Origin of the sequence: Streptomyces sp. 71268 (assembly GCF_029392895.1) — a bacterium.
In the GTDB taxonomy this organism is placed as follows: Bacteria; Actinomycetota; Actinomycetes; order Streptomycetales; family Streptomycetaceae; genus Streptomyces.
In genome coordinates, this window is record NZ_CP114200.1 from 195,882 (window position 1) to 215,737 (window position 19,856).

At 73.2% G+C, this 19,856-nt stretch carries 6 protein-coding genes; 2 read left to right on the forward strand and 4 right to left on the reverse strand.

Going from position 1 to position 19,856, the window contains the following annotated elements; translation table 11 throughout:
- Positions 1 to 3: 3 nt before the first annotated feature.
- The gene (locus OYE22_RS00760; protein WP_277318551.1) at positions 4 to 762 is read right to left on the reverse strand and encodes an SDR family oxidoreductase; all 759 of its coding nucleotides are present in this window, start codon (positions 760 to 762) and stop codon (positions 4 to 6) included.
- A gap of 148 nt (positions 763 to 910) precedes the next feature.
- On the opposite strand from OYE22_RS00760, the gene OYE22_RS00765 reads away from it, so the two are divergent.
- Complete coding sequence (locus OYE22_RS00765) at positions 911 to 1,546, forward strand: TetR/AcrR family transcriptional regulator (protein WP_277318552.1); 636 nt, start codon at positions 911 to 913, stop codon at positions 1,544 to 1,546.
- A 165-nt stretch (positions 1,547 to 1,711) separates the two neighbouring features.
- Here the strand turns inward: OYE22_RS00765 and OYE22_RS00770 are convergent, their stop codons facing one another.
- Positions 1,712 to 1,870 (reverse strand): hypothetical protein, encoded by a 159-nt coding sequence (locus tag OYE22_RS00770; RefSeq protein ID WP_348652171.1) that lies wholly within the window; start codon positions 1,868 to 1,870, stop codon positions 1,712 to 1,714.
- 16 nt (positions 1,871 to 1,886) lie between these two features.
- On the opposite strand from OYE22_RS00770, the gene OYE22_RS00775 reads away from it, so the two are divergent.
- The gene (locus OYE22_RS00775) at positions 1,887 to 2,444 is read left to right on the forward strand and encodes a GNAT family N-acetyltransferase (protein WP_277318553.1); all 558 of its coding nucleotides are present in this window, start codon (positions 1,887 to 1,889) and stop codon (positions 2,442 to 2,444) included.
- Between the two features lie 137 nt (positions 2,445 to 2,581).
- On the opposite strand, the gene OYE22_RS00780 is transcribed toward OYE22_RS00775, so the two are convergent.
- Positions 2,582 to 7,594: a type I polyketide synthase gene (locus tag OYE22_RS00780; protein ID WP_277318554.1), complete on the reverse strand. Its 5,013-nt coding sequence runs from the start codon at positions 7,592 to 7,594 to the stop codon at positions 2,582 to 2,584.
- Between the two features lie 16 nt (positions 7,595 to 7,610).
- A complete protein-coding gene (locus OYE22_RS00785) occupies positions 7,611 to 19,817 on the reverse strand; it encodes a type I polyketide synthase (protein ID WP_277318556.1) in 12,207 nt (4,068 codons plus the stop codon).
- Positions 19,818 to 19,856: the final 39 nt, after the last annotated feature.

The following is a 19,856-nucleotide window of genomic DNA, read 5'->3' on the forward strand; positions in this document are numbered from 1 at the left end:
CGGTCACAGGAAGGCGCCCCCGGAGACCTCGACGCGCTGGGCGGTGACCCAGCGCAGGCCGTCGGAGGCCAGCGTGGCGATGGCGTCGCCGATTTCCTCGGGTTCGCCGACGCGGCCGAGCGCGGTCTGCCCGGCCAGAACCTGGCGCATTCCGGCGTCGTCCCGCATCGCTCCACCGTTGAAGTCGGTGGCGGTCGGCCCCGGGGCGATGGAGTTGACGCGGATGCCGCGCGGGCCGAGTTCCGCGGCGAGGGTACGACCCAGAGCTTCGACGGCGGCCTTCGAGGCGGAGTAGACCGAGGTGGCGGGGCTGGTGTGGCGGGTCAGCGACGACGAGACGTTGATGACCTGGCCGCCCCGGGCCAGCAGCGGCACGAGCGACTGTATGAGGAAGAACGTGCCCCGGACGTTGGTGCCCATCACCGTGTCGAAGTCGTCGACCGTGACAGCCTCCAGCGGCCCGAAGACCCCCACTCCCGCGTTGTTGACCAGGATGTCGAGCCGCGAGGTACCCCAACTCTCCAGCCGCGCGTTCAGTTCGGAGGTGAAGGACGCGAAGGAGGAGACGTCGCTGATGTCGAGCCGGAGCACAGCGGCGGTCCCACCCACGGCGCGCACCCGCTCCACCGTCACTTCGGCCCCGGCCACATCACCGCGGTGGGTGACCACGACCCGCACCCCGCGTGCGGCCAGGGCGACGGCCGCGCTGCGGCCGAGGCCGCGATTTGCACCGGTCACCAGAGCGACCTTGTCGATCGTCATGAACGTCCTCCACCGTGCGACAACCAGGATGCGCCCAGGCGCCCCCAGACCAGATGCGAGTCACTCGACTCGCCTTACTGGCGCACCGTAGGCGGACCCTCTGATGTGAGTCAAGTGACTCGCCTCGGAGCTACGGCATACTCTTCGCATGCCAGCAGAACTCACCGCGTACCACCGCGGGCTCGCCCAGCAGAAGCGCGAGGCGATCATCTCCGCGGCCACGGAACTGTTCCTGGACCGTGGCTACGACGGCACCTCCCTCGCGCGGATCGCCGAAGCGGCCGGGGTCTCGAAGTCCACCCTGTTCAAGCAGTTCCCCACCAAGGCGGCCCTTTTCGAGGCCATCGTCACCGAGTCCTGGCAGCGCGACGCCGGCGACGCCGCCGCGCGGCCACAGGCGGGGGACCTGCGCTCCGGGCTGACAGCCATCGGCCACCGCTACGCCGACCTGATCGGCCAGCCCCGCATGGCGGACCTGTTCCGCATCGTCATCGCCGAACTACCTCGCTTCCCCGAGCTGGGACGGACCCAGTTCCAGCTCGGCAAGCTGCCCTACTTCGCCTCCGTTCAGCACTACCTGGAGTCCGAGCACGAGGCCGGCAACGCCTATGTGCCCGACGCCGAGAGCGCCGCGAACCAGTTCCTCGGCATGATCGCCAACTACGTCCTGTGGCCGCGCATGTTGCTGACCGACTGGAACCCCGCGACCTCCGACATCCACAACGCCGTCGAAGAGGCCGTCCAGACGATGCTCGCCAGACACACCCCCGTCCCGCCGGCCTGACCGGCAGCCGGAACTTCCACGCTGACGCGCAAGGGCAACAGCCACGACGCCTTCACGACACAGCGCAGGGCCCGCCGCGAGCAGGGCATCCGGGCGTCGTACGCCTCGGCCAACCGCGCACCCTACGCTGGTCCGTGCAGGAGTGCGAGGTTGGAGCCCCCCTCATCAGCGAGGACGGTCCGGCCCGCCGGCTGCGGCATCAGCAGCGGTGATGCCGCCGTGCAGTGCCTCGGCCCCGGCGATCCACTCCCCCGGCCCCAGGTGCCGGCGGACCCAGGCCCGTGTCAACGGCGGGACGGCCGTCGCCTCGTCGTGTTCGGTCATCGGGACAATGAAGCGCATGAACGCATGGCCCACGATCTCCGCTCCGGAGATCCCCACCACTCGCCTCCGGCTGCGCAAGGCACACGACGCGGATATCGACGGTCTGATCGATCTTCAGACCGATCCGCAGGTCCGTGCGCATCTCGGTGGTGCGCGGCCCCGCGACGCCGTCGAACGGTACTTCGCCGCGAACGGCGTCGGCGCCGTCGCGGACAAGGCCGGCGCGTACGTCATCGCCGACCGGGATTCCGACGCGTGCCTCGGGACGCTGGTACTCGACCGGCGCGCCGCGGACCTCCCCGGCCACGTCACCGAGGAAGGCGGGGAGCTGGAGCTCACCTACCTGCTCCGGCGGCGCGGCTGGGGAGCGGGGCTGGCGTTCGAGGCCGCTACGGGCCTGTTGCGTGCCGTCGCCGACGAGCTGCCCGACCAACCGGTCCTGGTGGTCACCCAGACGGCCAACGAGCGTTCCCGCCGGCTCGCCACCCGCCTCGGCTTCCAGCCCGTCGGCACGTTCGAGGCCCATGGCGCGGAGCAAACCCTCGCCGTGACCGAACTGCACGCGTTCGCCTGACTGGCTGTTCCGTCCACGGCCATCGACCACGCTGGGAACAGGGACCCACGCCCCCGCCCCCTGCCGCCGCATCACCCGGACACCGGACGGCGGCGCCGAGCAACGGTTGTCACCGACGGCAGGGGCGGCGAGGGCTACTACGCGCCCAACTCCTCGATGAGGGCGAACACCTCGTCGGCCGTGGCGTCGGTGAGGTCCTCGTCGGTCCCGCCCTGGGGCGCCGTGTCGGTCGTCGCGGCGGAGTACTTCCACAGCAGCGCCTGGAGCCGGTTCACCAGACCCGTACGGCGCGGGTCGGCCGCGGGCAGCTCGGCGAGCGCGGCCTCCACCTCGTCGATGCGACCCAGAGCCGGGTGTGCCTGGTCCGCGCCGGAGGGCAGGAGTTGGGTGAGCAGGTACTCGGTCAGCGTGCTGGGAGTCGGGTAGTCGAAGACCAGCGTCGTGGACAGGGTGAGTCCCGTCGCGCCGCGCAGCCGGTTGCGTAGTTCCACGGCCGCGATGGAATCGAACCCCAGCTCCTTGAAGGGGCGGTCGGGGTCCACCGCGTCCTGTGACGGATAGTGCAGTACGGAGGCCACTTGGGCGCGTACGACCGTCAGCAGCCGTTCGGTGCGGTCCGGCGCGGGCAGGGCGGCCAACTCCTCTCGTAGGGCGGCCGCGCCGTCGCCCGGTGCGCCGGCGTCCGGTTCGCGGGCGGCGTCGAGCGCGCGCCGGGCCTGCGGCACGCCGTCGAGCAGCGGGCTCGGCCGAGCCATGGTGAACAGCGGCGCGAACCGGTCCCACGCGACGTCGGCCACGGCCAGGTGCGGGTCGTCGTGGTCGAGCAGCCGACCGAGGGCGGCCGTGGCGAGCCCGGGATCGAGTGGGGTCAGCCCCTGCCGGCGCAGCCGCTCCGTGTGCTGACCGAGTTCCGAGTCCGGCCCGGCAGCCGCCCCGGGCGCGGCAAGGTCCCAGAGTCCCCAGGTCACCGACGTCGCCCGACGACCCGCGGACCGGCGTTGCCGCGCGAGCGAGTCCAGGTGGGCGGCGGCCGCGGCGTAGGCGCCGTGGTCCTTGCTGCCCCAGGAGGCGGCCACCGTGGAGAAGAACACCACCGTGTCCTCCGGGCCCAGGCCGCACAGCTCGTCCAGATGAGGCCCGTCGTCCACCAGGTTGGCGGCGACGGCCTCGGCGAGGTCAGCGGGCGAGAGGTCGGTCAGCGGCGCCAGCTCCCCGGTGACCGAGGTGTGGATGACCGTGCCGATCCGGGCACCCTCGTCGGCCAGGCGCGCCGCGAGGCGCGCGACGGCCGTCCGGTCGATCGGCGCACAGTCAGCCACCTCCAGAACGGCCCCGAGCGTGTCCAGTTCGGCCGTCAGCTCCGCGACACCGGCCGCTTCGGCTCCGCCTCGTCCCAGCAACAACACCCGCTCGGCACCGCGCTCGGCCGCCCAGCGGGCGGTGTACGCGGCGGGCCCGTCGGCGTCACCGGTGATCAGCACGGTGCCACGAGGCTGCCAGGGCCGCTCCGGCTCTCGTTCGCCCAGCCCCGCCGACACGAGACGGCGCCCCCACACCCCGCCCCCGCGCAGCGCCACCTGGTCCTCGCCGGACGCTCCGCCGAGAACGGCGCGCAGCGGGCCGGGGTCGACGTCATCCGGCGCGGGCGGCAGGTCCACGATCCCACCCCACAGCGCGGGGTGTTCCAACGCCGCCACCCGACCGAGCCCCCAGATCTGGGCCTGCGTGGGCGAGTCCACGCTCTCGTCGGCCGAGACGGCGACCGCGCCACGGGTGGCACACCACAGGGGGCTCCGCACCTCGGCGTCGACCAGCGCCTGCACCAGCGCGAGCGTCCCGGCGACGCCGTCGACCAGGCCCTCGTGATCAGCGTGCGGGTGTTCGTCGAGCCCGAGGAGCGAGAGAACACGGGTCGGCGCGGTGGCCTCGTCCGCGTACGTGTCCCGCAGCGCGGCGGCCAGCTCAGCACGCCCGTAGGACTCCCCCACCACCAGCCGGCGCACCCGGTCACCGCCTGCCCCCAACGTACGGATGCACAGCTCGACCCACTCGTCAGCGGCCCCCGACGGGCACACCACGAGCCACGATTCGGCCGATTCCGACAGCGTCCCGAGGTCGGTACGCCGATGCCACTCCACCCGGTACCGCCAGCCGTCCGCGATCGACCGCTCACGCCCCGCCTGCCGCCACGCCGACAACAGCGGCAACACCGCGCCGAGCGAGGCGCGCGCACCCTCACCGGCCGCGCCCCCACCATCGCCAACCCGCAGCGTCTCCGCGAGCGCCCCCAGATCCTGCTGCTCAACAGCGCCCCAGAACGCGGCTTCGCCCTCCTGACCGCTGGGAGCGGCAAGATCGGGCAGCATGTCGGGGAGCCAGTAGCGCTGTCGTTGGAAGGCGTAGGTGGGGAGGTCCACGACGTGGGGTGTGGGGTTGCTGGGGTACCAGCGGGTCCAGTCCACGTTCACACCGGCGGTGAAGGCTTGTGCTACGGACTGTGCCAACTGCTCCAATCCGCCGTGTTCGCGGCGGAGGGTGGGTACGGCGGCGGCTTCGATCCCGGCTTCGTCGAAGGCTTCTTGGAGTCCGACGGTCAGGACGGGGTGGGTGCTGGCTTCGATGAAGACGCGGTGGCCGTCGGCCAGGAGCTGGCGTACGGCATCGGCGAAGCGGACTTGTTCGCGCAGGTTGGTGACCCAGTAGGCGGTGTCCAGGGTGGTGGTGTCGATACGTTCGGCAGTGACGGTGGAGTAGAACGCCACCTCGGCTCCGGTGGGCGTGATACCGGCCAACACCTCGTGCAGTTCGTCGGCGATCTCGTCGACTTGTGGGCTGTGTGAGGCGTAGTCCACGTCGATCAGCCGGGCCCGGCCGCCTGATGCCTCCAGAGCGGAGACGGCGTGTTGAACCTGCTCGGGCGGTCCGGAGACCACGGCGGAGCCGGGACCGTTGACGGCCGCGATGCCCACACCCGCCGCGCTCTCACCCAGCCCGGCCAGGAACTCCTCAGCCTTGTCCTGACTCAACGCCAGCGAGGCCATGGCGCCGCCGCTGGCAAGGCGGCGTAGTGCCTTGCTCCGCAGCGCCACCACCTTGGCGCCGTCCTCCAAGGACAGCGCGCCAGCGACGACAGCGGCCGCGATCTCACCCTGACTGTGCCCCACGACAGCGGCAGGCTTGACCCCCTGGTCCGCCCACACGGCGGCCAACGACACCATCACTGCCCACAGCACCGGCTGGACCACATCAACCCGGCCCAGGTCAGCGGCGTCCACCCCGCCGCGCAGCACCTCGGCAAGCGACCAGTCCACGTACGGCGCCAGCGCCCGCTCGCACTCTGCCACCCGTGCCGCGAACACCGGCGAGGACTCCAACAACCCCGCGCCCATGCCCACCCACTGTGACCCTTGCCCGGGGAAGACCAGGACGGGGCCGAGGTCGGTGGGGAGTGTGGGGGTGCCGGGGTTGGTGAGGGTGGGGTGGGTGGTGTCGGTGGCCAGTGCGTGGAGGCCCGCGAGGAGTTCGTCGTGGTTTTGGGCGGTGAGGACGACTCGGTGGTCGAAGGTGGTGCGGGTGGTGGTCAGGGACCAGCCGATGTCGGTGATCGAGGCGGCCGGAACAGCCGTCGCCAGGTGCTCGATCAACGCCTGGGCCTGACCACGCAACGCGGCGTGACTGCGAGCCGACAGCACCCACGGGACATAGCTGCCCGTAGCCGTCACGGCCTCGGGCGCGGCGGGCGCCGACTCCTCGACGGGCACCTCCGGCGCCTGCTCCAGGATCACGTGCGCGTTCGTACCCGAGATGCCGAAGGAGGAGATCCCCGCCCTGCGGGGGCGTTCGCCGCTGGGCCAGGTGACCGGCTCGGTGAGCAGGCGTACGGCGCCGGCCTCCCAGTCCACGTGCGGGGTGGGGCGGCCGACGTGCAGGGTCGCGGGGAGCGTCTCACGTTGCAGCGCCATGATCATCTTGATGACGCCGCCCACGCCTGCGGCGGCCTGGGTGTGGCCGATGTTGGACTTGATGGAACCCAGCCACAGCGGCTGGTCGTCGGGCCGGTCCTGGCCGTAGGTCGCGAGCAGCGCCTGTGCCTCGATCGGGTCACCCAACGAGGTGCCGGTGCCGTGCGCCTCCACGGCGTCCACCTGGTCGGGGGCGAGGCGCGCGTTCTCCAGCGCCTGCCTGATCACCCGCTCCTGGGCCGCGTCGTTGGGGGCGGTGAGGCCGTTGCTGGCGCCGTCCTGGTTGATGGCCGAGCCACGGATGACGGCGAGCACGCGATGGCCGTTGCGCCTGGCGTCCGAGAGGCGTTCCAGGAGCACCAGGCCGACGCCCTCGGAGAAGCCGGTGCCGTCGGCGGAGGCCGCGAAGGACTTGCACCGGCCGTCGGGGGCCAGGCCGCGCTGGCGGGAGAACTCCGCGTAGGCGGTCGGGGTGGTGAGCGAGGTGACGCCGCCGGCCAACGCCATCGCGCACTCGCCCTGGCGCAGGGCCTGGGCCGCCAGGTGCATGGCCACCAAGGACGACGAGCAGGCCGTGTCCACGGTCACCGCGGGCCCCTCGAACCCGAAGGTGTACGCGACGCGTCCCGAGATCACGCTGGTGAGGCTGCCGGTGGTCGCGTACCCCTCGAAGCCCTCGGGAATGCGCGGGGTGCGCGACAGGTAGTCCTGGCTGGACACTCCCGCGTACACGCCGGTGGCCGAGCCCCTGAGCTGGGCGGGGTCGAGGCCGGCCCGTTCGAGGAGTTCCCAGGCGACTTCGAGGAGCAGGCGCTGTTGTGGGTCCATGGCCAGCGCCTCGCGCGGGCTGATCCCGAAGAACTCCGCGTCGAACCGGTCGGCTCCGTCGAGGAAGCCACCGTCGCGCACGTAGCTGGTCCCGGGGTGGTCCGGGTCCGGGTGGTACAGACTCTCCAGGTCCCAGCCGCGGTCGGTGGGGAACGGCGTGATGGCGTCGGTGCCCGAGGCGACGAGGTTCCACAGGTCCTCGGGGCCTCGCACGCCGCCCGGGTAGCGGCAGGCCATGCCGACGACGGCCACCGGCTCCTGGGACCGCTCCGTCACCTCGCGCAGCCGCTGGCGCGCCTGGCCGAGGTCCACCGTGACCCGCTTCAGATACTGGCGGAGCTTCTCTTCGGTGTCCGACATCAGTTCTCGCTCCTGATCAGGAAGGCAGTTCGCGGTCGATGAGGGCGAACAGCTCGTCGTCCGACGCCGCGTCGACCGCGGTGCTGTCCGCGCTCTCCGTGTCGGGCGTGTCGTGGTCCGGCCCGCTGTCGTTGAGGCGCCACAGCAGCGTCTCCAGCCGCTTGGTGAGCTTGCCGCGCGCGTCGCCGCCGGCGTCGATCCGGGTCATCGCCGCCTCCAACCTCTCCAACTCCTCGAAGAGGGGCGCCGCCGGGTCGGCCGCCGCGGGGCAGAGTTGTTCGCGCAGTTCCTCGGCGATGGCCGCCGGGGTGGGGTAGGTGAAGATGAAGGTGGCGGGCAGCCGCAGCCCGGTGGCGGCCGAGAGCCGGTTACGCAGTTCGACGGCGGTCAGCGAGTCGAACCCGAGGTCCTTGAACGGGGCGTCGCTGTGCACCGCGTTGGGGTCGGCGTGGCCGAGGACGGCCGCCGCGTTGCCGCGTACGAGGTTGAGCAGCGTGCGCTGCTGCTCCTCGGGGGGCAGCACGGCGAGTTGGCTGGCCCAGTGGGTGGCCGCCGCCTGGTCGGTGGCCGCGCCGCGGCGCGCGGTGGCGGTGCTGACCAGTGCTCGGAGCTGCGCGGGTAGGGCGTCGGCGGGTTGCGCGCCCAGCGCGCGCAGGTCCAGGTGGGCGGCGGCGAGTTGGGCGTGGCCGTGCCGGCAGGCGGCGTCCAGCAGGCGCAGAGCGTGTTCGTTCGGCATGGCCTTGATGCCCGAGCGACTCATCCGGGCCAGGTCCGCCGCGTCGAGGTGGCCGGTCATGCCGCTCGCGTCGGCCCACAGGCCCCAGGCGATGGACACGCCGGGCAGGCCGAGCGCACGGCGGTGGGCGGCCAGGGCGTCGCAGAAGGCGTTGGCCGCCGCGTAGTTCGACTGTCCCGGGCTGCCGAGGGTGGCGGCCGCGGAGGAGAAGAGGACGAACATCCCGAGCCGCAGGTCCTTCGTCGCGGCGTGCAGGTGGGCCGCGGCGCTGGCCTTGGCCGCCCACACGGGCGCCAGCCGCTCAGCGGACTGGGAGGTGACCACGGCGTCGTCGAGTACACCCGCGGCGTGGACGACGCCGGTGAGCGGGTGCGCGGGGTCGATGCCCGCGACCAGGTCGGCGACGGCGGCCCCGTCGGTGACATCGGCCGCGACGACGCGCGCGTCGGCCCCCGCGTCGGCCAGTCGTGCCAGCAGTTCGTCCGCGCCGGGTGCCTTTGCGCCACGCCGGCTGACCAGCACCAGGTGCCGTACGCCCCAGGTGCGTGCGAGGTGTTCGGCGACGTGGCCGCCGAGGGCGCCGGTGCCGCCGGTGATCAGGACCGTGCCGTTCGCGTCCACCGTGCCGGGCACGTCGAGGACGAGCTTGCCGGTGTGCTTGGCCTGGCTGAGGTGGCGCAGCGCCTGCCGGGCCCGGGCCAGCGGCCAGCTCCGTACGGGTGGCGGTTGCAGCGTGCCGGCGCGGAACATCTCCCGCAGGGTGGCGAGCATCTCGCCGATCCGGTCGGCCCCGGCATGGGTGATCAGGTCGTACGCCTGGTAGCTGACGCCCGGGTAGACGGTGGCCAGGTGGTCGGCGTCCCGGATGTCGGTCTTGCCCATCTCCAGGAACCGGCCGCCCTTGCCGAGCAGGCGCATCGAGGCGTCCACGAACGGGCCGGAGAGGCTGTTGAGGACGACGTCCACACCACGGCCTCCGGTCGCCTCCCGGATCGCCGCCTCGAAGTCCAGGTCCCGGGAGTTGGCCCGGTGTGCCTGGTCGATGCCCAACTCGCCGAGGACGGGGTGCTTGCCCGGGCTGGCCGTGGCGTACACCTCGGCGCCCAGGTGGCGGGCGATCTGGACGGCGGCTGTGCCGACGCCGCCGGTGGCCGCGTGGATGAGCACCCGCTCGCCCTCCCGTACGCGGCCGAGTTCGACGAGCCCGTACCAGGCGGTGAGGTAGGCGATCGGTACGGCTGCGGCCTGCTGGTCGGTCCAACCCTCGGGGACGGGGGTGACGAGCCGGGCGTCGGTCTGTGTGATCGGCCCGAAGGCGCGGTCGAGGACACCCATCACCCGGTCGCCGACGGACACCGTGCTCACTCCGGGCCCCACCGCCACGACGGTGCCCGCTCCCTCGCCGCCGAGCCCGCTCTGCCCGGGCACCATGCCGAGGCTGACGACCACGTCCCGGAAGTTGACGCCCGCCGCACGCACCTGGACCCGGATCTGCCCCTCGGCGAGCGGCTCCATGACCTCCGGGCACGGCACGGGGGCGACGCCTTCGAGGGTGCCGCTGCCGTCGGTGTCCAGACGCCAGGCGGAGCGCCCGTCCGGGCCGACCACGCCGCCGACCTCGGTCCCGCCGCGCACCAACCGGGGGACGAGGAGTTGGCCGCCGCGCAGCGCCACCTGCGTCTCCGTCGCGCCGATCGCCCGTGGTACGCCGGTCGCGAGACCCGGGTGAGCGGCGTCGGTCGCGGCGTCCGGGTCGAGGTCGAACAGGAGGAAGCGGTCGGGGTTCTCGGACTCCGCGCTCCGCAGCAGACCCCACACGCCGGCTCCGGTTAGCTCCACCGTGCCGTCCTCACCCTCGCCGGCCGCGACCGCGCCCCGGGTGACGACCACCAGCCGGCTCGCGGCCAGCCTCGGTTCGGCCAGCCAGCTTCGTACCAGATCGAGCACGTACTCGACGGCGCGCCGGCCGGTGTCCGCCAACCCTTCGCCCGCCGTGTTTCCTTCGCCGGCGACCGTGGGTGACACGCCGACGCACGCGACGGCGGGCACCGCGGCTCCGGTGTCCAGCGCTTCGACCAGCGCGGACACGCTGGCGTACGACTCGGGGTTCGCGCCGCCCGGAAGCTCCAACCCGCCGAGGTGGAACGGGTCCTGGCCGAGCACGGCCCAGCCACCCGCGTCGTCCGCCGCCTCACCAGCGTTGCCGACGACAGGCTGGGGCAGCGGGGTCCAGTCGAGCGCGAACAGTCCGTCCACCCCACGACCGCCGGCGGCGCGCAACTGGTCGGGGGCGGCGGCACGCATCGCCACCGCGTCGACCGTGAGCACGGGCGCGCCCACGGCGTCGGCCACGGTGAGCCGCAGCGCTCGCTCGTCGTCGCCGCCTCGCGGCCCGGGAGAGATGCGGACCCGCACGCTGCCAGCCTGGGTGGCCCACAGCGACACGCCGTTCCACGCGAAGGGCAGCCATACGCGGTCCGCCCGGGAAGCCGACGACCGTGCCCCGGCCCCCGCGACGCCCTCGCCGGCGGCGTGGTCCGCACCGCTGGCCTCGGTGTCGGCGTCGGGGGCAGCGGCCTCGGCACCGGCCTGGTCGACCAGGAGCGCCGGGTGCAGCGCCGCGTCGAGGAGGGCGGGGTGGATGCCGTACCCGTCCCGCTCCCCCGCCGCCTCCGGCAACTCCACCTCGGCGTACACGTCCTCGCCCTGCCGCCACACGGCGCGCAACCCCTGGAACGCCGGGCCGTAGCCGTACCCCTCGGCGGCGGCCCGCGCGTAGAACCCGGCGACGTCCACGGCCTCGGCCCCCGCCGGGGGCCAGGTGCCCAACAGGCCGGCAGGCTGCTCGGCCGCACCGGACGGCGGGCTCAACACACCCTCCGCGTGACACACCCAGGTGGCGTCCGCACCGGGCTCGTCCTCGGGGCGCGAGTGGATCTGGACGTCCCGCGAACCGTCAGCCGCGGGCGCCCCGACAACCACCTGGACGCGCAGCGCCCCGGAGGACGGAAGTTCCAACGGCACCTGGAGCGCCAACTCCTCCACGCCCGCGCAGCCGGCTTCGTCGGCGGCCCGCAACGCCCACTCGGCCAAAGCCGCGCCCGGCAACAACGCCGAGCCCGCCACCGCATGTTCGGCCAGCCAGCCCCGGCCGCTCCCCGCCGAAAGCCGCCCGGTCAGCAACAGCCCACCGTCGGCCAGCTCCACGGCGGCCGGCAACAACGCGTGCGCGACCTGCTGCAACCCCGCGGCACCCACGTCACCGACACCGCTCTGTGAGACCAGCCAGTACGGCTCACGTTGGAAGGCGTAAGTGGGCAGGTCCACGGCGCGGGGCGCGGGGTTGTTGGGGTACCAGCGGGTCCAGTCCACGCTGACGCCGGCGGTGAACGCCTGTGCCACGGACAGCGCCAACTGCTCCAACCCGCCGTGCTCGCGGCGAAGAGTCGGTACGGCGGCGGCTTCGACTCCGACCTCATCGAAGGCTTCCTGGAGCCCGACGGTCAGGACGGGGTGGGTGCTGGCCTCGATGAAGACACGGTGGCCGTCGGCCAGGAGTTGGCGTACGGCATCCGCGAAACGGACCTGCTCGCGCAGGTTGGTCACCCAGTAGGCGGTGTCCAGGGTGGTGGTGTCGATGCGCTGGGCGGTGACGGTGGAGTAGAACGCCACCTCGGCTCCGGTGGGCGTGATACCCGCCAACACCTCGTGCAGCTCGTCAGCGATCTCGTCAACTTGTGAACTGTGGGAGGCGTAGTCCACGTCAATCAGGCGAGCCCGGCCGCCTGACGCCTCCAGCGCGGAAACGGCGTGTTGAACCTGCCCAGGAGGCCCGGAGACCACCGCCGACCCCGGCCCGTTGACGGCCGCGATGCCTACGCCCACCGCCTCGTCGCCGAGGCCAGCCAGGAACTCTTCGGCCTTGTCCTGACTCAGCGCGAGCGAGGCCATGGCGCCACCACCGGCAAGCCGGCGCAACGCCTTGCTCCGCAGCGCCACCACCTTCGCGCCATCCTCCAACGACAGCGCACCAGCGACCACAGCAGCCGCGATCTCACCCTGACTGTGACCCACCACAGCGGCAGGCTTCACACCCTGATCAGCCCACACCGCAGCCAACGACACCATCACCGCCCACAACACCGGCTGCACCACATCAACCCGACCCAGGTCAGCCGCGCCCACACCACCCCGCAACACCTCGGCAAGCGACCACTCCACGTACGGCGCCAGTGCCCGCTCACACTCGGCCACCCGCGCCGCGAACACCGCAGACGACTCCAACAACCCCGCACCCATCCCCACCCACTGCGAACCCTGCCCCGGGAAGACCAACACCGGGCCGTCACCATCGAGCCCCGGAGCCGCGTCCGTTGTCACCACACCCGGATGCGCCTCGCCCGCCCCCAAGGCCAACAACCCCGCCTGGAGCGACTCCCGATCGTGTCCCACCACCACCGCACGCCGCTCGAACAACGAGCGCGTCCTCACCAACGACCAACCCACGTCGCCCAACGACAACCCGGGCCGGCTTTCCACCCATTCCGCCAGCGCCATCGCCTGTCCGCGCAACGCCTCGCCACCGCGTCCCGACAACACCCACGGCACCACGCCGCCCGGCTCGGACCCCGCAGGAGCCGCAGAGCCCGCCGTACCCTCGGAAGCCTCGGCGTTCTCGGAGACCTCCGGAGCCTGCTCAAGGATCACGTGCGCGTTCGTGCCCGAGGCGCCGAAGGAGGAGATGCCCGCTCGCCTGGGGCGGTCTTTCCGCGGCCATTCCACCGCTTCCGACAGCAGTCGTACCGCTCCCGCGTCCCAGTCCACATGGGGCGTCGGTTCGTCGATGTGCAGGGACTGAGGCAGTACGCCGTGGTGCATGGCCTGCACCATCTTGATGACGCCCGCCACTCCCGCGGCGGCCTGCGTATGGCCGATGTTCGACTTCACCGAACCCAGCCACAGCGGGGCGTTCTCCTCGCGCTCCTGCCCGTACGTGGCGATCAGCGCCTGTGCCTCGATCGGGTCGCCCAGCCGCGTTCCCGTCCCGTGGCCCTCCACCGCGTCCACCTCGGCGGCACTGATCCCCGCGTTGGCCAACGCCTGCCGGATCACGCGCTGTTGCGAGGGCCCGTTGGGGGCCGTCATTCCGTTGGACGCGCCGTCCTGGTTCACGGCCGAGCCGCGTACCAGCGCGAGCACCCGATGTCCGTGGCGCCTGGCGTCCGAGAGCCGCTCAAGGAGCAGCACCCCCACGCCCTCGCCCCATCCGGTGCCGTCGGCCGCCGCCGCGAAGGGCTTGCAGCGCCCGTCCGGTGCCAGGCCGCGCTGTCGCGAGAATCCCGTGAACACGTCCGGGGTGGCCATCACCGTCACCCCGCCGGCCAGCGCCAACGTGCATTCGCCCGAGCGCAGTGCCTGTGCCGCCAGGTGCATGGCCACCAGCGACGAGGAGCACGCGGTGTCGACCGTCACCGCCGGGCCTTCCAGGCCCAGCGTGTACGCCACGCGGCCGGAGACGACGCTGCCCGAGCCGGCCAGCATCGCGTAACCCTCCAGTTTCGGGTCGCCACCGCGCGAAAGGCCCGCCGCGTAGTCGTGGTACATCACGCCCGCGTACACGCCCGTCGCCGTGCCCCGCAGCGAGACCGGGTCGATTCCGGCCCGTTCCAGCGCCTCCCACGACGCCTCCAGCAACAGTCGTTGCTGCGGATCCGTCGCCAGCGCCTCGCGTGGGTTGACGCCGAAGAACCCCGCGTCGAACTGGTCCGCGTCGTACAGGAAAGCCCCCTCACGCGCGTAGCTCGTCCCCGAGTGGTCCGGGTCCGCGTGGAAGAGGCCGTCCACGTCCCAGCCTCGCGTGGTGGGGAACTCGCCCAGCACCGCCCGCCCGCTGGCCACCAGGTCCCACAGGCCCTCCGGCGATACGGCGCCCCCGGGGAACCGGCAGGCCATGCCGACGATCGCCACCGGCTCGTCCGCTCCCACACCCACCGAGGCCCGCTGCGAGGTGCGCGCGGCGCCCGCGCCCGCGTCGCCGCTCCAGCGTGACAGTACGTAGGCCGCCAGCAGGCGCGGTGTCGGGTAGTCGAAGACCAGTGTCGCCGGCAGTCGTAGACCGCTCACCGTCGACAGGCGGTTCCGCAGTTCCACCGCCGTCAGCGAGTCGAAGCCCAGCTCCTTGAACGCGGAGTCGGGTCGCACATCGGCGGCCGAGGGGAAGCCGAGCACGGCGGCCACGCTGCCGCGCACGACGTCGAGGACCTCGGCCTGCCGCCCGTCCGCGTCCAGGCCGGACAGCCGCGCCGTCAGGCCCGCCGCGCCCGAGGCGTCGGCGTCGGCCGCCCTGCGCCGCGTGCGGCCGGCGAGGCCGCGCAGCACGGGCGGCAGGTCGGTGGCGCCGGCGAGGCCGAGTACGTCGAGGTCGACGGCGACGAGCAGGGGTCGCGGTGACCGGCGGGCGGCGTCCAGGAGGCTGAGGCCGCGCTCGGCCGTGAGCGGGCGCATGCCGCGTAGTCGGGCCAGCTCGGCCTGGCCCATGTGGCCGGTCATCTCGCTGGCCTGTTCCCACAGGCCCCAGGCCACCGACTGCCCCGGGAGGCCGAGGCCGCGCCGGTGGGCGACCAGGGCGTCGACGAACGCGTTGGCCGCCGCGTAGCCGGCCTGGCCCGCGTTGCCCACGACGCCGGCGGCCGAGGAGAACATGAGGAACACGCGCAGGTCCAGGCCTGCCGTAGCGGCGTGCAGGTGCGCCGCGACGGTGGCCTTGGCCGCCCAGGCCCGCGCCACCTGCTCCGCCGTCTGGGAGGTCACAACGCCGTCGTCCAGCACGCCTGCCGCGTGCACCACGCCCGTGAGCGGGTGTTCCGGGTCGATGCCCGCGACGAGTTCGCCGGCTGCCTCCGCGTTCGTGACGTCCGCGGCGACGACGCGCACCCGGGCGCCGGCCGCGCCGAGCCGCTCGACGAGTTCGGCGGCCCCCGGCGCTTCCGGGCCGCGCCTGCTGGCCAGTACCAGGTGCCTGACCTGCCACGTCCGTACGAGGTGTGTCGCCACCAGGGCGCCCAGCATGCCGGTGCCACCCACGATGAGCACCGTGCCGTCCGGGTCGAGCGCGCCCGTCTCGCCCTCCTGGCCCGGTGCGCCCGACTGGCTGTCGGGTGTGGTGGCCGGGGCCCGTACGAGCCGGGGCACCAGCGCGCGCTCGTCCCGGAGCGCCACCTGCGACTCGTCGGCCGCGAGGGCCGCCAGCACCCCGGCCGTCAGTCCGCCGGACGGCGGCTGGGCCGCCGCGTCGAGGTCCAGCAGGAGGAAGCGTCCCGGGTTCTCCGACTCGGCGCTGCGGACCAGGCCCCACACGCCGGCGCCCGGCACCGCCACGTCCGCGCCTTCGGTGGCCACCGCGCCGCGCGTCACGACCACCAGCCGCGAGGAGGCCAACCGCTCCTGTGCCAACCAGTCCCGCACCACGCCCAACACGCCCACGGTCGCGCTCAGGCCAGCCTCCGCCAGCCCCGCGCCCTCGCCGTCGGGGGGCGCGACGCCCAGCAACACCACCGGCGGCACCTCGCCGTCCTCGCCCACCGCCTCCAGTAGCGCGTCCACATCGGCGAAGACACGCCTCGAACCCGGCAACTCTTCGGCCAGGTTCCACACGTCCGCACCCAGCACCGCCCAGTCGGCCGCTTCCGCGGCCTCACCGCTGCCCGGCGTGGTGCCGGTCAGCGGTGCCCACTCCACCGCGTACAGTCCGGCCGCCCCGCTTCCGGCGGCCTTGAGCTGCTCTGCGGAGGCGGGACGCATGGTGACGGCATCGGCCGTGAGCACCGGGGCGCCGACGGCGTCGGCCACCGTGACCTGGAGCGAGCGCTCTCCGCTGGTGGCGGCCTGGTCTGCGGAGACGCGGACGCGGACGGAGCCGGCCTCGGCGGCCCACAGCGCGACGCCACTCCAGGCGAAGGGCAGCCACACCTGTTCCGCGTCGGACGCCGCAATGGGCTCCTCGGTCAGCAGCGCCGGGTGGAGGGCGGCGTCGAGCAGCGCGGGGTGGATGCCGAACCCTTCACGGTCTCCGGCGGCCTGGGGGAGTTCGAGTTCGGCGTAGACGTGGGAGCCGTGCCGCCAGGCGGCCTTGAGCCCCTGGAAGGCCGGACCGTACCCGTATCCCGCCTCCGTGGCCCGCTCGTAGAACCCGGTGAGGTCCACGGCCTGGGCCCCGGCGGGCGGCCAGGTGCCGTCGAGTGGCCCGGGCGCGTCGGGGTGAGGGGTGGGCGGGCTCAGGGTGCCCTCCGCGTGGCACACCCAGCCGGCGTCGGCGCCGAGGTCGGCGTCGTGGTCGGGCCGCGAGTAGACGTGCAGGGCACGCCGGCCGTCCTCGGCGGCAGCGCCGACGACGACCTGGGCGCGTACGCCACCGGTCGCGAGCAGCGCGAGCGGCACCTGGAGCGTCAGCTCCTCGACGCCGCCGCAACCCACCTCGTCGGCCGCGCGCAGCGCCCACTCCACGAGGGCGGCGCCGGGCGCGATGGTCGTGCCGCCCACCACGTGCTCGGCGAGCCAGGGTTGCGCCTGTGCCGTGACGCGACCGGTCAGCAACAGGCCGCCGTCCGCGAGCCCGACGGCCGCGGGGAGCAGCGCGTGCTCCACCCGTTGCAGGCCGGCCGCACCGACGTCGCCCACGGCAGTGCTCGGCGCGGGCCAGTAGCGCTGGCGTTGGAAGGCGTACGTGGGCAGGTCCACCACGCCGGGCGTGGGGTCGCTCGGGAACCAGCGGGCCCAGTCCACGTCGGCGCCGGCGGTGAACGCCAGCGCGACGGACTGCGCCAACTGCTCCAACCCGCCGTGCTCCCGACGCAGGGTCGGCACCGCGGTCGCCTGGATGCCGGCCTCGTCGAAGGATTCCTGCATGCCCACGGTGAGGACGGGGTGGGTGCTGGCCTCGATGAAGACGCGGTGCCCGTCGGCCAGGAGACGGCCCATGGTGTCGGCGAAGCGCACGCGTTCGCGCAGGTTGGTCACCCAGTACGGGGTGCCGAGGGTGGCCGTGTCGATGCGCTCGGCCGTCACCGTGGAGTAGAAGGCCACCTGAGCTCGGGCGGGCTCGATTCCGGCGAGTACCTGGTGCAGCTCGTCGGCGATCTCGTCGACCTGGGGGCTGTGCGAGGCGTAGTCCACGTCGATCAGCCGGGCCCGCCCGCCGGCCTCCTCGTGGGCCGCCACGGCGTGTCGCACCTGCTCCGGCGGTCCGGAGACCACCACAGAGCCGGGCCCGTTGACCGCGGCGATGCCCACACCCGTGGCGGCCTCACCCAGGCCGGCCAGGAACGCGGCCACCTCCTCCTCGCGCATCGCCAACGAGGCCATCGCCCCGCCGCCGGCCAGCCTGCGCAGCGCCTTGCTCCGCAGCGCTACCACCTTCGCGCCATCCTCCAAGGACAGCGCACCGGCGACGACAGCGGCCGCGATCTCACCCTGACTGTGACCCACCACAGCGGCAGGCTTCACACCCTGATCAGCCCACACGGCGGCCAACGACACCATCACGGCCCAGAGCACCGGCTGCACGACATCAACCCGGCCCAGGTCAGCCGCGTCCACACCACCCCGCAACACCTCAGCAAGCGACCAATCCACGTACGGCGCCAACGCCCGCTCACACTCACCCACCCGCGCCGCGAACACCGGCGAGGACTCCAACAACCCCGCACCCATCCCCACCCACTGCGAACCCTGACCCGGGAAGACCAACACCGGGCCGACGCCGCCGGGGCCGGTGGTCGCGGCGGCGGGGGTGCCCGGGGAAATGACGTGCGGGTGGGCCTCGTCTTCCGCCAACGCCCGCAGACCGCCCAGTAGTTCGTCCTCGCCCCGGCCGACGACGACGGCGCGGTGCTCGAAGGTGGAGCGGGTGGTCACCAGGGACCAGCCGATCTCGGTGGGTGAGTGGCGGGGGGCGTCGGTGAGGTGGGCGAGCAGGGCCGCCGCCTGGGCGCGCAGCGCGTCCGCGCTGCGGCCGGAGACCACCCAGGGCAGCACGTGGGGGGCGGTGGGGGCCTGTTGGTCTGCGGGGCGTCGCGGCGGCTGGGTCGCGGGCTGTGCGTCGTCCGCGGGCGCCGGTGCCTCTTCGATGATGACGTGCGCGTTGGTTCCCGAGATCCCGAACGACGAGACGCCCGCGCGCCGGGTACGGGCACCGGCCCGCCAGGGCACGGGGTCGGTCAGCAACCGGACGCCGCCGCTGCTCCAGTCCACGTGCGGGGTGGGCTCGGCCAGGTGCAGGGAGGCCGGCAGGTGTTGGCGTTGGAGCGCCATCACCATCTTGATGACACCGGCCACGCCGGCGGCGCCCTGGGTGTGGCCGATGTTGGACTTGACCGAGCCCAGCCACAGCGGCTGGTCTTCGGCCCGGTCCTGGCCGTAGGTGGCAAGGAGTGCGTCGGCCTCGATGGGGTCGCCGAGCCGGGTGCCGGTGCCGTGTGCCTCGACCGCGTCCACCTCGGATGGCGACAGCCGGGCGTTGGCCAGGGCCTGCCGGATCACGCGCTGCTGGGACGGCCCGTTGGGGGCCGCGAAGCCGTTGCTGGCGCCGTCCTGGTTGATGGCTGAGCCCCGGAGCACCGCGAGCACCTGGTGCCCGTTGCGCCGCGCGTCCGACAGGCGTTCCAACAGGACGAGCCCGACGCCCTCGCCCCAGCCGGTGCCGTCGGCCTCGGCCGCGAACGCCTTGCAGCGGCCGTCGGGAGAGAGGCCGCGCTGCCGGGAGAAGCCGGTGAAGACCTCGGGGCTGGCCATGACGGTGACGCCGCCGGCCAGGGCCAGTGAGCATTCGCCCTGGCGCAGTGCCTGGGCCGCGAGGTGCAGGGCGACCAGCGACGAGGAGCAGGCGGTCTCCACCGTGACGGCCGGGCCTTCGAGGCCGAGGGTGTAGGAGACCCGGCCGGACAGCAGGCTGGGCGCGTTGCCCGCGTAACCCTCCGAGCCCTGCTGTGGGGCCTCGCCCTGTGAGGTGCCCCCGGTGGTGGCGGTGCCGGCGTACACCCCGGTCTGGCTGCCCTTGAGGGAGACCGGGTCGATGCCGGCGCGTTCGATGGCCTCCCACGCGGTCTCCAGGAGGAGGCGCTGTTGGGGGCCGGTGGCGAGTGCCTCGCGCGGGCTTATCCCGAAGAAGGCGGGGTCGAACTGGTCGGCGTCGTAGAGGAACCCGCCCTGGGTGACGTAGCTGGTGCCCGGGTGGTCCGGGTCCGGGTGGTACAGGCCGTCCAGGTCCCAGCCCCGGTCGGTGGGGAAGTCGCCGATCGCGTCGGTGCGGGAGGTGACCAGTTCCCACAACTGCTCGGGCGAGGCGACGCCGCCCGGGAACCGGCAGGCCATGCTGACCACGGCCACCGGCTCCTGGGAGCGCTCCTCCACCTCGCGCAGGCGCAGCCGCGTTTCGTGCAGGTCCTTGGAGACGCGCTTGAGATACTCGACCAGCTTCTCTTCGTTCACCATGAGGTATCTCCCGGCCTGAGCGATGGTGTGGTCCCGTGC